Source organism: Chromobacterium sp. Beijing (genome assembly GCF_021496765.1).
In the GTDB taxonomy this organism is placed as follows: Bacteria; Pseudomonadota; Gammaproteobacteria; order Burkholderiales; family Chromobacteriaceae; genus Chromobacterium.
The window spans coordinates 627,101-641,004 of the sequence record NZ_CP053750.1 but is presented as its reverse complement, the minus strand read 5'-3'; the positions used below and the strand labels follow the sequence as shown (position 1 = coordinate 641,004).

The following is a 13,904-nucleotide window of genomic DNA, read 5'->3' as shown; positions in this document are numbered from 1 at the left end:
ACAGCGGGCCGCCGTCATCGTTATAAACTTTAACATGTTAATGAATATTTGAACAACGGCGATTCATTCAATAACAAGGAGTTAAGCATGAGTCTGGTCCTAGACGCCGCGACGGAGCGGCCGGCGGCCATCTACGGCGCGGCGCTCAACCACCGTCGTTTGCAGACGGCGCTGGCGGCGGAGTTCGAACAAGCGCCCTATCAGCGCCCGCCGCAAGCGCCGGTCTTGTTCGTCAAACCGCGCAACACCGTCAGCGTCGCCGGCGCGCCCATCCCCTTTCCCGCCGACGCGGACGCCGTCTACGCCGGCGGCGCGCTGGGCGTGCGCATCGGCCGCGACGCCTGCCGCGTCAGCGCGGCCGACGCGCTGTCCCATGTCGGCGGCTACGCGGTGGTCAACGAGGTCAGCCTGGCGGAAACCAGCTTCTACCGCCCGGCGATCCAGGCCAAATGCCGCGACGGCTTCTGCCCCGTCGGCCCGGAAGCCGGCCCCGACGCGATCGACCCGCAACGGGTGCAGGTGCGCACCTATGTCAACGGCGCGCTGGCCGAAACCAACGACAGCGCCGACTGGCTGCGCGGCGTCGCCCAGTTGATCGCCGACGTCAGCCAGTTCCTCACCCTCTACGCCGGCGACCTGCTGATCGTGGCCACGCCGCCGCGCGGCGCGCGGCTGCGGCCGGGCGACGCCGTGGCGGTGGAGATAGACGGCATCGGCCGCCTGGAAAACATCGTCGCGGCCGAGGAGGACATGCAATGAGACACGCCCGCATCCGTTATCAGGGCCGAACCTGGCGCGCGCAGGCCGACGCCGACGGCGCGCTCTTGCTGCCGGACGGCCGCCGGCTGGACGAAACCGAGGCGGAATGGCTGCCGCCCTGCCAGGGCACCCTGTTCGCGCTGGGCCTCAACTACGCCGACCACGCCGCCGAGCTGGATTTCAAGCCGCCCAGCGAACCGCTGGTGTTCCTGAAGACGGCCGCCGCGCTGACCGGCCATCGCCGGCAATCGATGCGGCCGGACAATGTTGAATATATGCATTACGAGTGCGAACTGGTGGCGGTGATCGGCAAGACCGCGCGCAAGGTGAAGCGCGCCCAGGCGATGGACTACGTCGCCGGCTACACCGTGTGCAACGACTACGCGGTGCGCGACTACCTGGAAAACTACTACCGGCCCAATCTGCGGGTGAAAAACCGCGACGGCCTGACCCCGATAGGCCCGTGGCTGGTGGACCGCGACGAGGTGGCGGACCCGCACAGCCTGGAGCTGGCCACCTATGTCAACGGCCGCCGCGTCCAAAGCGGCAATACCCGCGACATGGTGTTCGACATCCCCCATCTGATCGAATACCTGTCCGCCTTCATGACGCTGCAAGCGGGCGACATGATCGCCACCGGCACCCCGCAAGGCCTGTCCGACGTGCGCCCCGGCGACGAAGTCGTCGTAGAGGTCGAGGGCGTCGGACGGCTGCTCAACCAGATCATCAGCGAAGCGGACTGGCTCGCGCGCCGGAACGCGGAAAAGGAAACCCCATGATCAAACACTGGATAGACGGCCGCGAAGTGGCCAGCCAAGACAGCTTCGTCAACTACAACCCGGCCACCGGCGAAGCGCTGGGCGAAGTGGCGGCCGGCGGCGCCGAGGAAATCAATCTGGCGGTGGCCGCCGCCAAGGCGGCTTTTCCCAAGTGGGCGGCCACCCCTGCCAAGGAGCGCGCGCGGCTGATGCGCCGGCTGGGCGAATTGATCCAGCGCGATGTGCCGCGGCTGGCGGAACTGGAAACGCTGGACACCGGCCTGCCCATCCACCAGACCCGCAATGTGCTGATCCCGCGCGCCTCGCACAACTTCGACTTTTTCGCCGAAGTCTGCACCCGGATGAACGGCCACAGCTACCCGGTGGACGAGCAGATGCTCAACTACACGCTGTACCAGCCGGTGGGCGTGTGCGCGCTGGTGTCGCCGTGGAACGTGCCCTTCATGACCGCCACCTGGAAGACCGCGCCCTGCCTGGCGCTGGGCAATACCGCGGTGCTGAAGATGTCCGAGCTGTCGCCGCTGACCGCCAACGAACTGGGCCGGCTGGCGCTGGAGGCCGGCATTCCGCCTGGCGTGTTCAACGTGGTGCAGGGCTACGGCGCCAGCGCCGGCGAAGCCCTGGTCAGCCATCCGGACGTGCGCGCGGTGTCCTTCACCGGCGGCACCGCCACCGGACGGCGCATCATGCAGAACGCCGGGCTGAAGAAGTACTCGATGGAGCTGGGCGGCAAATCGCCGGTGCTGGTGTTCGACGACGCCGACTTCGATCGCGCGCTGGACGCCGCGCTGTTCACCATTTTCTCCCTCAACGGCGAACGCTGCACCGCCGGCAGCCGCATCTTCGTGCAGAACGGCATCTACGACCGCTTCGTCGCGGAATTCGCCGCCCGCGCTCAGCGCTTGATCGTCGGCGACCCGCAGGACCCCAACACCCAGGTGGGTTCGATGATCACCCGCCAGCATTACGACAAGGTCACCGGCTATATCCGCATCGGTCTGGAAGAAGGCGCGCGGCTGGTGGCCGGCGGCCTGGAACGTCCGGCCGGCCTGCCCGAATCGCTGGCCTCCGGCCACTTCATCCGCCCCACCGTCTTCGCCGACGTCGACAACCGCATGCGCATCGCCCAGGAGGAAATCTTCGGCCCGGTGGCCTGCCTGCTGCGCTTCAGCGACGAGGCCGACGCGCTGCGCCTGGCCAACGACGTCGATTACGGCCTGGCCTCCTACATCTGGACCCAGGACATCGGCAAGGCCCACCGGCTGGCGCGCGGCATCGAGGCCGGCATGGTCTTCGTCAACAGCCAGAACGTCCGCGATCTGCGCCAGCCCTTCGGCGGCGTCAAGGCCTCCGGCGTTGGCCGCGAGGGCGGCGAATACAGCTTTGAAGCCTTTGCCGAGGTGAAAAACGTCTGCGTCTCCATGGGCGGCCATTTCATTCCGCGCTGGGGCGTGGAACAAGCCTGAGGCGCCGCCGGGGCCCAGGCCGCGCAGACGGCCGGCCCCGGCGCGACACCGATCCAAGCAGCAAGACTGCGCCGGCCCCACGGCCCAGTCGCACCGAGGAGAACGCAATGGGAACCCTAGCCCTGGCGGCCAAGATCACGCACGTGCCGTCCATGTATCTGTCGGAACTGCCCGGCCCGCATCAAGGCTGCCGCCAGGCCGCCATAGACGGCCACAAGGAAATCAGCCGCCGCTGCCGCGAACTGGACGTGGACACCATCGTGGTGTTCGACACCCACTGGCTGGTCAATTCCGGCTACCACGTCAACTGCGCGCCGGCTTTCGAAGGCGTGTACACCAGCAACGAGCTGCCGCACTTCATCAAGAACATGCCCTACGCCTATCCGGGCAACCCCGCGCTGGGCAAGCTGCTGGCCGAGGCGGCCACCGCCGCCGGCGTGCATACCCGCGCCCACGACGCCACCACGCTGCCGCTGGAGTACGGCACCCTGGTGCCGATGCGCTATATGAACGCCGACCGGCGTTTCAAAGTGGTGTCGGTGGCCGCGCTGTGCACGGTGCACGATCTGGCCGACAGCGCGCGGCTGGGCGCGGCGATGCGCGAGGCGGTGGAGCGCGATTACGACGGCCGCGTCGCCTTCTTCGCCAGCGGCTCGCTGTCCCACCGTTTCGCCCAGAACGGCACCGCGGATCAATTCCTGCACAAGGCCTGGAGCCCCTTCCTGGAAAGCATGGACCAGGAGGTCATCGCCATGTGGCTGGACGGCGATTGGAAAACCTTCTGCGACATGCTGCCGGAGTACGCCGAGAAGTGTCACGGCGAAGGCTTCATGCACGACACCGCCATGCTGCTGGGCGCGCTGGGCTGGGGCGATTACCGCGGCCGCGCGGAAATCATCACCCCCTATTTCGGCAGTTCCGGCACCGGCCAGATCAACGCGGTGCTGCCGGTGGAACCGCTGGGAGAGCGCCATGCCGCACTTCATCGCTGAATGCACCGACAATCTGCGCGCGCAGGCCGATCTGCCGGAGCTGTTCCGCCAGGTGCACGACTGTCTGGCCGCCAGCGGCCTGTTTCCGCTGGCCGGCATCCGCAGCCGCGCCCACTGGCTGGACACCTGGCGCATGGCGGACGGCGAGGCCGACTACGCCTTCGTCCACTGCACCTTGCAGATCGGCAGCGGCCGCAGCGAGGCCGATCGCCGCGCCACCGCCGAACAGCTGTTCGCGCTGATCCAGCGCCACTTCGAACCGCTGCTCGCCCAACGCTATCTGGCGCTCAGCTTCGAACTGACCGAACTGTCCGCCACCCTCAACTTCAAGCGCAACAACGTGCATCAACGCTTCAGCCCGCCGGGCTGAAACGGCCGAAACCGATCACGAAGCTCAGCGACCACCATGAAAGACTCCATGCTCAGCCCCGACCTGATTCGCGGCGCCGCGCGCCGCCTGCACGACGCCGAGCGCGAACGCCGGCAGATCCGCCAGCTCTCGCTGGACCATCCCGAGATCACCATAGAGGACGCCTACGCCATCCAGCGCTGCTGGGTGGAGATGAAGCTGGCGGAGGGACGCCGCCTCAAGGGCCACAAGATAGGCCTGACCTCGCGCGCGATGCAGATGTCCTCGCAGATCAACGAGCCGGACTACGGCGCGCTGCTGGACGATATGTTCTTCAACGACGGCGCCGACATCCCGGTGTCGCGCTTCATCGTGCCGCGGGTGGAAGTGGAGCTGGCCTTCGTGCTGGGCCGCCCGCTGTCCGGCCCCGGCGCCACCTTGTTCGACGTCTACGACGCCGCCGATTACGTGATCCCGGCGCTGGAAATCATCGACGCGCGCAGTCAGTCCATAGACCCGGACAGCCAGCGTCCGCGCAAGGTGTTCGACACCATAGCGGACAACGCCGCCAACGCCGGCGTGGTGCTGGGCGGCCGGCCGGTGCGCCCGCGCGAGCTGGACCTGCGCTGGGTGGCCGCGCTGATGTACCGCAACGGCGTGATCGAGGAATCCGGCGTCGCCGCCGCCGTGCTCAACCACCCGGCCAACGGCGTGGCCTGGCTGGCCAACAAGCTCTCGCCTTTCGACGTGGAGCTCAAGGCCGGCCAGGTGATTCTGGCCGGTTCCTTCACCCGGCCGGTGCCGGCGCGCGCCGGCGACACCTTCCACGTCGACTACGGCCCGCTGGGCGCGATCAGCTGCCGCTTCGTCTGAACCCGCTCGAGGAACCTCCATGCAACTTCCCGCCAACCCCTTCAAGGCCGCGCTGCGCGACGGCCGCCGCCAGATCGGCCTGTGGCTGGGCCTGGCCAGCCCCTACAGCGCCGAACTGCTGGCCGGCGCCGGCTTCGACTGGCTGCTGATAGACGGCGAACACGCGCCCAACGAGCTCAGGGACGTGCTGCTGCAACTGCAGGCCGTCGCGCCCTATCCCTGCCACCCGGTGGTGCGCGCCGCCAGCAACGACCCGGTGCGCATCAAGCAGTTGCTGGACATCGGCGCGCAAACGCTGATGCTGCCCATGGTGCAGAACGCCGACGAGGCGGCGCGGGCGGTGGCCGCCACCCGCTATCCGCCGCGCGGCGTCCGCGGCGTGGGCAGCGCGCTGGCGCGCGCCTCGCGCTGGAACCGCGTGCCGGATTACCTGACGCGGGCCGACGATGAAATCTGCGTGCTGGCCCAGGTGGAAACCCGCCAGGCCCTGGCCGCGCTGGAAGGCATCGCCGCCACCGACGGCGTGGACGGCGTCTTCATCGGCCCGGCCGACCTGGCTGCCGACATGGGCCATCCGGGCCGGCCCGACCACCCTGAAGTGCGCGCGGCGATGGACGACGCCATCCGCCGCATCCGCGCCCAGGGTAAGGCCGCCGGCATCCTGATGGCCGACGAGGCCGAAGCGCGCCGGCTGTTGGCGCTGGGCGCGGGCTTCGTCGCCGTCGGCGTCGACACCACCTTGCTGGCGCGCCGCGCCGAAGCGCTGGCGGCGGCCTTTCGCGACGAAGCGCCCGGCCGGCCGCCGACGTCATCCGCCTACTGACTGACCCGCGGCGACCACACAAGAACAAGGCGCCGCCCGGAGCCGATCCCGGCCCCACCCCCGAGGAGAACGCAAGATGAGCCACACCCCCGCCGCCGCAAGCGCCCACGCGCGCAAAGTCGCCTACGCCACCGTGATCGGCACCGCCATCGAATGGTACGACTTCTTCATCTACGCCAGCGCCGCCGGCCTGGTGTTCAACAAACTGTTCTTCGCTCCGGCCGGCGACCGCTTCGCCACCCTGATCGCCTTCGCCTCGGTCGGCGTCAGCTTTCTGTTTCGGCCGCTGGGCGCCTTTCTCGCCGGCCACTACGGCGACCGCCTGGGCCGGCGCGCGATGCTGGTGCTGACCCTGGTGCTGATGGGCGCCTCCACCGCGCTGATCGGCCTGTTGCCCACTTATGAATCCGCCGGCCTGCTGGCGCCGCTGGCCCTGATCCTGCTGCGCGTGCTGCAAGGCATTTCCGCCGGCGGCGAATGGGGCGGCGCGGTGCTGATGGCGGTGGAGCACGCGCCGCGCGGCCAGCGCGGCCGCTACGGCGCCTTCCCGCAGATAGGCGTGCCGCTGGGCCTGCTGCTGGCCTCCGGCGTGTTCGCGCTGATGAGCGGCGTGGTCTCCCCCGGCGACGCCTTCCTGGAATGGGGCTGGCGCGTGCCCTTCCTGCTCAGCGTCGTGCTGCTGTTCATCGGCCAATGGGTGCGCCGCTCGGTGGAGGAAAGCCCGGTCTTCGAGGAGATCAAGGCGCGCAAGGCCGGATCGCGCACCCCGGTGCTGGACCTGTTCCGCCGCCACGCGCCGCTGGTGCTGCTGGCCGCGCTGCTCTTCGCCGGCAACAGCGCCGTCGGTTACATGACCACCGGCGGCTTCATCCAGAACTACACCACCGACCCCGCCGGCGCGCTGCGCATGGAGCGCACCCCGGTGCTGCTCGCCGTCGCCTTCGCCTCCGCCTGCTGGATGGCCTTCACCTGGCTGGCCGGCGTCTGGTCGGACCATATCGGCCGCCGCCGCGTCTACCTGATCGGCTTCGGCGTGCAGCTGGCCGGCGTGCTGACGCTGTTCCCGCTGATCAATAGCGCCAGCCTGCCGGCGGTGCTGCTGGCGCTGTGCCTGCTGTCGGTGGGCACCGGTCTGACGTACGGCGCGCAATCGGCCTTCTACGCCGAGCTCTTCCCCGCCTCGGTGCGCTTCTCCGGCGTCTCCATTTCCTACGCGCTGGGCGCCATCCTCGGCGGCGCCTTCGCGCCGATGATCGCCAAGGCCTTGATCGCCCAGACCGGCTCCACCGCCGCGGTGACCGCCTATCTGAGCGGCATGACGCTGATCGGCCTCGCCTCCGCGCTCTTGCTGCGCGACCGCCGCGACATCCCGCTGGGGCCGGAGCACGAGGCCGAGCAAGCCGCGTCGCCGATACGCTGGCGCCGGCCCGTCGTCGCCGCCGTTCATGCTGAAGCGCCATGAAAAGTACCTAAGACAGCTTGGAAGATGCATTCCAGTGCGTGGTGTCGCTATCCATAATGCAAATTCGCTGAATGTATTCATTATTGAAACGCCCGCCGCCAAAGGCGGGCCGCTTCAGCGCCATCAAGCACAAAGGAGACCACCATGCGCCACCCCAACCCCTTGCTGGAAACCCTGCTTCCCATCCTGCCCGCCATCGCCGCCAACGCGGAGCGGGCGGAACGCGAACGCACCGTGCCGGCGGAAAACATCGCCCTCTTGAAAAGCGTGGGCTTTCATCGCGCCTTTCAGCCCAGGCCCTACGGCGGCCTGGAAATCAGCCTGCCCGAATTCGCCGATTGCGTGGCGGCGCTGGCCGGCGCCTGCGCCAGCACCGCCTGGGCCGCCAGCCTGCTGGCCACCCACAGCCATCAGATCGCGCTGTTCTCCGCCCGGCTGCAAGAGGAAGTCTGGGGCGGCGCGCCGGACGCCACCGCCAGCAGCAGCATCGCGCCGCTGGGCCGGGCCGAGGCCGCGGACGGCGGCGTGCTGCTCAGCGGAGAAATGGGCTGGAGCAGCGGCTGCGACCACGCCGAATGGGCGATCCTGGGCTTCCGCCGCCCCGGCCCGGACGGCGAGCCGCAATACTGCTTCGGCGTGGTGCCACGCGCCGATTACCAAATCCGCGACGACTGGCGCGCCGCCGGCATGCAGGGCAGCGGCACCAAGACCCTGCTGGTGGACAAGGTCTTCGTGCCGGAACACCGGATCGAAGCGGCCAAGGACATGATGGAAGGCCGCTCCGCCGGCTTCGGCCTGTACCCGGACAGCAAGATCTTCTACGCGCCCTACCGGCCCTACTTCGCCAGCGGCTTCGCCGCCATCAGCCTGGGCGTGGCCGAGCGCATGCTGCAAGTGTTCAAGGAGCGCAGCCGCAACCGCATCCGCGCCTATACCGGCGCCCAGGTGGGCGCGGCGCTGCCCGCCTATATGCGGCTGGCCGAATCCACCCACCAAGTGCTGGCCGCGCGCGCCTTGCTGGAAGCCAGCTGGCGCGAGCACGCCGAGCACGGCGCGGCCAAACGCTATCCCACGGCGGAAACGCTGGCTTTCTGGCGCACCAATCAGGCTTACGCGGTGAAAATGTGCATCCAGGCGGTGGACCGCTTGTTCGAATCCATGGGCGGCAATTGCTGGCGGCTGGAAAACGAGGCGCAGCGGCTGTTCCGCGACTCGCACATGACCGGCGCCCACGCCTACACCGACTACGACGTCTGCGCCCAGATCCTGGGCCGTTCGCTGCTGGGGCTGGAGCCGGACCCCGCCATGGTCTAGACGAGCCGTTTACGATCTTCGCTGAGGCCCGACAGGGTGAACGCCGCTTCGAAACGTTCATGCGCCGTATGAGCAAAGCCGCTGTCCCAGTGGTTTTCGCCCTGCCCCGTTCCAGCCCGCGAAATCGCGAACAGGCTCTACCGACATTAGCCCCTCCCACCCGCGCCGCGCCGGCCCCGCGCCGGACGGCCCCGAGGACACGCCATGAACGCACCCGCCCCTGCCCATGACGCGCGCGCGCTGCGCCGCGCGCTCGGCAACTTCGCCACCGGCGTCACCGTCGTCACCGCGACCGCGCCGGACGGCGAACGCGCCGGCGTCACCGCCAACAGCTTCAACTCCGTCTCGCTGGACCCGCCGCTGGTGCTGTGGAGCCTGGACAAGCGCTCCGCCAGCAACGCGGTGTTCGAACAGGCCGGCCACTTCATCGTCCATGTGCTGGCCGCCGACCAGATCGAGCTGTCCAACCGCTTCGCCCGCCCCGGCGCCGACAAATTCGCCGGCCTGACGCCGGAAACCGGCCTTGGCGGCGCGCCCTTGCTGGACGGCTGCGCCGCCCGCTTCCATTGCCGCCTGCATCAAAAGCTGGACGGCGGCGACCACTGGATTCTGCTCGGCCTGGTCGAAACCTTCGACGACTGCGGCGCCGCGCCGCTGCTCTACCACCAGGGCGTGTACGCCGCCGCGCTGCCGCGCGCCCGCCCGGCCGCCGCCGCGGAACCGCTGCCCGGCTGGCTGGGCGACAATCTGCTCTATCTGCTGACCCAGGCGCTGCAGGCCTACCAGGCCAGCTACCGGCCGCGCCAGCTCGCCACCGGGCTGAGCGGCGGCGAAGCGCGGCTGCTGCTGGTGCTGGAACAGCAAGCGGAACAGGATGCCTGCGCGCTGCAACGCGAGACGGCGATGCCGCCGGAGGCGATAGAACTGGCCGAGGCCGAGCTGCGCCGCAAGGGGCTGCTGACCCGCGACGCCGCCGGCTGCCGCCTCAGCGAGGCCGGCCGCGAGCAGGCCGCCACGCTGTGGCGCATCGCCGGCCAGCAGCAGCGGGAGATTCAGTCCGGCCTGGACGAACAGGATCTGGCCGCCTGCAAGCGCGTGCTGCGTGCGCTGATCCGCCAGGGCTGAGCCCGCCTCCCGTCGCCGCGTCCGCGGCGGTCAAGGTCCGGGGCGCGCCGGGTCAAGGCCGCCGCGCGCGGCCGCCCTATGCTGGAGCGACCGCCCATCCTCAAACAGTCCAAGGGCGGCGCGACCACAAGGGAGACGCCATGCGCGACTACGACTACATCCTGATCGGAGCCGGCTCCGCCGGCTGCGTGCTGACCCACAGGCTGATCCAGGCCGGCAAGCGCGTGCTGCTGCTGGAAGACGGCCCGCCGGACGACAACCCCTACATCCGCATGCCGGCCGCCTTCATCAAGGTGCTGGGCAGCGAACGCACCGTCACCTACCGCAGCGAACCGCAGCCGGAAGCCGCCGGCAGACGCATCTTCGTCCCGCAGGGCCGCACCCTGGGCGGCGGCAGCTCGGTCAACGCCATGGTCTATATCCGCGGCCAGGCCGCCGACTACGACGACTGGGCCGCCCTGGGCTGCGCGGGCTGGGAATGGTCGCAAGTGCTGCCCGCCTTCAAGAAGGCGGAAAGCCATATGCGCTTGTCCGAGCCCTACCACGGCGTGGACGGGCCGCTGAAAGTCAGCGACGCCCGCTACCGCCATCCGCTGAGCCTGGCCTTCGTCCAGGGCGCGCAGGAAGCCGGCCTGACCTACAACGACGACTTCAACGGCCGCGAACAGGCCGGCGTCGGCTTCTACCACACCACCACCTTCGACGGACAGCGCGGCAGCACCGCCGCCACCTATCTGGCCGCGGTCCGCCAAGACCCCAAGCTGGACCTGCGCACCGGCTGCTATGTGCAAAAAATCGGGTTCGACGGCGGCCGCGCCTGTCAGGTGGAATGGCGCGACGCCGGCGGCGTCCAGCGCGCGCGCGCCGCGGCGGAAATCGTGCTCTGCGCCGGCGCGCTGTCCAGCCCCAAGCTGCTGATGCTGTCCGGCATCGGCCCGGCGGCGCAGCTGCGCGAACACGGCGTCGCCGTGCTGCGCGACGCGCCGCAAGTGGGCGCCAACTACCAGGACCATCTGGAAGTGTCGGTCTACGGCCGCGCCCGCGCGCCCATCAGCCTGCTGGGCCAGGACCGCGGCCTGGCCGCGCTGCGCCACGGCCTGCAATGGCAGCTGTTCCGCACCGGCTTGCTGAGCTCCAACGTGGTGGAGTCCGGCGCTTTCGTCGACACCGCCGGCGGCGGCCGGCCGGACATCCAGTTCCACGTGCTGCCCACCCTGGTGGGCGACGTCGATCGCGAACCCTTGCCCGGCCACGGCATTTCCATCAATCCCTGCCTGCTGCGCCCCAAGTCGCGCGGCAGCGTCGCGCTGGCCTCCGCCGACCCGGCCGCGCCGCTGCGCTTCGACAGCGGCGCCCTGCGCGAGGCCGAGGACCTCGCCGGCCTGCTCCGCGGCGTCAAGCTGGCGCGCCGCGTCCTGCGGGCGCCGTCCATGCGCCGGCTGATCGCCGAAGAACTGCTGCCCTCGCCGGCCGAAGACGCCGACGACGCGCTGCTGGAACAACATATCCGCCAGTTCGCCAAGACCGTCTACCACCCGGCCGGCACCTGCCGCATGGGCGCCGACGCCGACGCGGTGGTGGACCCGAGGCTGCGCGTCAAGGGCGTGGCCGGCCTGCGCGTCTGCGACGCCTCGGTAATGCCCGCCATTGTCTCCGGCAACACCAACGCGCCGGTGGTGATGATCGCCGAACGTTGCGCAGAATTCATGCTCAGCGGCCAGTAAGCGCCGCCCCCTGCGTTTCAATATCCTGCGACGGCGGGGATGGAAACATCCAAGCCGCGCAAGATGCGGCCCGCCATGGCCGCGGCGTCAAGACCCGCGGCGAAGGGTTAATCCGCTCCGGCGCGGCTTGCCTTCAAATGAAATTCCGTGATCAGCATGCCCAGAATAATCAGCCCGGCCCCAGTAAATTCAAAGGCGACAAGCGGTCGCCGGCCAGGAAATAAGCAAAAACACCGCCAAACAGCGGTTCCAGCACAATGATCAATGCGATTCGATTGGGCGAAGAGGCCACTTGGGCCCGGGTCTGCACATAAAAACCGACTGCCGTTCCCAATAGGGCGATGATAAGAATCGCCGTCATCGTCTCGCTTCGAAAGGGAAGCGAGAACTCATTCAAAGCCAATGACTGCAGCAAGGACAAGCCCCCCACGACCGCGACCTGGACAAAGGCGATGTTCAATACCCGCGCTGTCTTGCTGACCTTGGACAAAACAACAATGTGCAAAGCGAAGGAAGCCGCACAGAGCACAACCAGCATATCTCCCCAATGAATGGCCAGATTTTTCAAGGTCAGCAAAGCAAGCCCAATCGTCGCCGTGGCTGCGCCGAATAGCTGACGTTTTTCCGGGCGCACCTTTAACAGCCAATAAGCAAACAGCGGAGTAAAGACAACGGCCAAGCCCGTAATGAAACTGGCATTGGAAGCGGTGGTGTAAGCCAAGCCCTTGGTTTGAAAAAAGAAGGCCAGATATAGCGCGACGCCAGCGGCGACGCCTCCGAAAACATCCTGCCGCGAGAATCGACTCCCTTTGACCCGCACCAAGATCCACATCGCCAGCGCGGCGATGAGAAACCGGTAGGCGTTAAACGCCGAGTCGCTTAGATCATTCAGCGCATCGTGAATAGCGACAAAGGACCACCCCCATAAGGCGGTGACTAAAATCAGCACGATTTCCCATCCCTGTCTGTGATGGCGTGGCTCAAGCTTACTCATGGATTTTCTTTCCAACTCAGCGACAAGCTGCGGGGAGATGCGCAATAAGCGATCAACTTGCCCGCCATGACGAATTTGGGACCGCCAGGCCTGCGGCGGGCAGCGGTCATCCGGACTGCGTCGCGGAATGGGAAGCGCACTGGATTGCACAAGAATTCCAATCATGCGGTATCTCGATGACGGCGCGGTGAAGAAAGAAGAAGCAAGAGAAGAAAATGAAGACGAGCGCGCGCGGGAGCGCGACTCCGCCAAGAAAAAAGCCGGACGCAAGCGCCCGGCCGTGTTTGCAAGCCCCATGTCCGCCCGCTACAGCGGCAGCACCAGCTTGGCCCAGACTGCGCTGCCCTCGGGCCGGTTGCGCACATCGAACTCCTTCAACCACCTCAATTCCAGACCGGCCTTGTCGAACTGGTAGCGCAGCGCCGGACCGATGGCGAAAGCCTGCCCGCGAAAACCGTTGCCCGCCACCGCCCGGCCGTACTGGACATCGTCCGTGGTCTGCTTGATGAAGTAGCCGTTCAAGCCCAGCCTCCAGGCCGGGCTGACCGCGTAGCTCAGCGAGTAATCGAAGTGGAACAGCTGGCCGGACTGGTAATCGGTATCGCGGTTCTTGCCGTTGAAGGTGTAGCTGATCTTGGACGACAGCTCCCAGCCGGACGCAGGCAGATAGGAAAAGGCGAATACCGGACGCAGCGAATAATGATGGGCCCCCAGGTTCAACATCCGATTGCGGTCGTAGTCGCCGGTGGGCAGCACGATGTCGGCCGCCAGCGCCGTGTGCAGCGGCCCGGCGTCGCCCCAGGCCAGCACCGGCCCCAGCACCGCGTCGCCCAGACCGCTGCGGCTCTCATGCGCGCCGCCGGCGTCCAGGCTCAGTCTGGGCAGCGGCGCCAGCGCGAAGCCGCCCAAGCGCCCGCCCCACAGCGTCCGGTCCGACATATACAGCAGCCGCGGCACCAGCACGTCGGCGCTCAGCTTGAAGCCCGGCGCAGCGGAACGGCCGGCGTCGTCGTTGAAGCGGTCCGCCTGGTAATGGGTGTAATAGAACACGCCGTACCAGCCGGCCGGCGGCAGCGCGCCGGCGAGAAAACCCTCGGCGCCGGCGCCTATGGTGTCCGCGCCGGACTGGGTGGCCTGAGCCGTCGCGCAGGCCAGCGCCGCCGACAGCCCGGCCAGCGCCTTGATCAAGGTCTTGTGCATGATGATCTCCGTCAGGGAGTGCGGCGTCCCGGCGCAGCGGGACG

At 68.1% G+C, this 13,904-nt stretch carries 13 protein-coding genes; 11 read left to right on the top strand and 2 right to left on the bottom strand.

What is annotated here, in order from left to right:
* Positions 1-87 precede the first annotated feature (87 nt).
* From HQN78_RS03145 to HQN78_RS03095, 11 genes are all read left to right on the top strand, one after another.
* On the top strand, positions 88-759 hold the full coding sequence (locus HQN78_RS03145) for a fumarylacetoacetate hydrolase family protein (RefSeq protein WP_235087844.1): 672 nt from the start codon (positions 88-90) through the stop codon (positions 757-759).
* Positions 756-1,538 (top strand): fumarylacetoacetate hydrolase family protein, encoded by a 783-nt coding sequence (locus HQN78_RS03140; RefSeq protein ID WP_107798701.1) that lies wholly within the window; start codon positions 756-758, stop codon positions 1,536-1,538. Before HQN78_RS03145 ends, HQN78_RS03140 begins: the two co-directional genes overlap by 4 nt.
* Positions 1,535-3,004 (top strand): 5-carboxymethyl-2-hydroxymuconate semialdehyde dehydrogenase, encoded by a 1,470-nt coding sequence (gene hpaE / locus HQN78_RS03135; RefSeq protein WP_235087841.1) that lies wholly within the window; start codon positions 1,535-1,537, stop codon positions 3,002-3,004. The genes HQN78_RS03140 and hpaE overlap by 4 nt, the downstream gene beginning before the upstream one ends.
* A gap of 107 nt (positions 3,005-3,111) precedes the next feature.
* A complete protein-coding gene (gene hpaD, locus HQN78_RS03130) occupies positions 3,112-3,996 on the top strand; it encodes a 3,4-dihydroxyphenylacetate 2,3-dioxygenase (RefSeq protein WP_107798699.1) in 885 nt (294 codons plus the stop codon).
* Positions 3,977-4,366, top strand: coding sequence for a 5-carboxymethyl-2-hydroxymuconate Delta-isomerase (locus tag HQN78_RS03125; RefSeq protein ID WP_227107731.1), 390 nt, complete (start codon positions 3,977-3,979; stop codon positions 4,364-4,366). Before hpaD ends, HQN78_RS03125 begins: the two co-directional genes overlap by 20 nt.
* Positions 4,367-4,414: 48 nt before the next feature.
* Positions 4,415-5,218: a 2-oxo-hept-4-ene-1,7-dioate hydratase gene (gene hpaH / locus HQN78_RS03120; protein WP_107798697.1), complete on the top strand. Its 804-nt coding sequence runs from the start codon at positions 4,415-4,417 to the stop codon at positions 5,216-5,218.
* Positions 5,219-5,237: 19 nt separating this feature from the next.
* Positions 5,238-6,041, top strand: a complete 804-nt coding sequence (hpaI, locus tag HQN78_RS03115) for a 4-hydroxy-2-oxoheptanedioate aldolase (RefSeq protein ID WP_235087838.1) — start codon at positions 5,238-5,240, stop codon at positions 6,039-6,041.
* Positions 6,042-6,117: 76 nt separating this feature from the next.
* A complete protein-coding gene (locus HQN78_RS03110) occupies positions 6,118-7,503 on the top strand; it encodes an MFS transporter (RefSeq protein WP_107798695.1) in 1,386 nt (461 codons plus the stop codon).
* Between the two features lie 144 nt (positions 7,504-7,647).
* A complete protein-coding gene (locus HQN78_RS03105) occupies positions 7,648-8,817 on the top strand; it encodes a p-hydroxyphenylacetate 3-hydroxylase oxygenase component (RefSeq protein WP_107798694.1) in 1,170 nt (389 codons plus the stop codon).
* A 204-nt stretch (positions 8,818-9,021) separates the two neighbouring features.
* The gene (locus HQN78_RS03100; protein WP_235087835.1) at positions 9,022-9,942 is read left to right on the top strand and encodes a p-hydroxyphenylacetate 3-hydroxylase reductase component; all 921 of its coding nucleotides are present in this window, start codon (positions 9,022-9,024) and stop codon (positions 9,940-9,942) included.
* 140 nt (positions 9,943-10,082) lie between these two features.
* Positions 10,083-11,666 (top strand): GMC family oxidoreductase, encoded by a 1,584-nt coding sequence (locus tag HQN78_RS03095; protein ID WP_235087833.1) that lies wholly within the window; start codon positions 10,083-10,085, stop codon positions 11,664-11,666.
* 169 nt (positions 11,667-11,835) lie between these two features.
* Here HQN78_RS03095 and HQN78_RS03090 read toward each other — a convergent pair whose 3' ends face one another.
* Together HQN78_RS03090 and HQN78_RS03085 are read right to left on the bottom strand one after the other, a co-directional pair.
* Positions 11,836-12,957, bottom strand: a complete 1,122-nt coding sequence (locus HQN78_RS03090) for a DMT family transporter (protein ID WP_235087830.1) — start codon at positions 12,955-12,957, stop codon at positions 11,836-11,838.
* 9 nt (positions 12,958-12,966) lie between these two features.
* Positions 12,967-13,860, bottom strand: coding sequence for a transporter (locus HQN78_RS03085; RefSeq protein ID WP_235087827.1), 894 nt, complete (start codon positions 13,858-13,860; stop codon positions 12,967-12,969).
* Between the last annotated feature and the right edge of the window lie 44 nt (positions 13,861-13,904).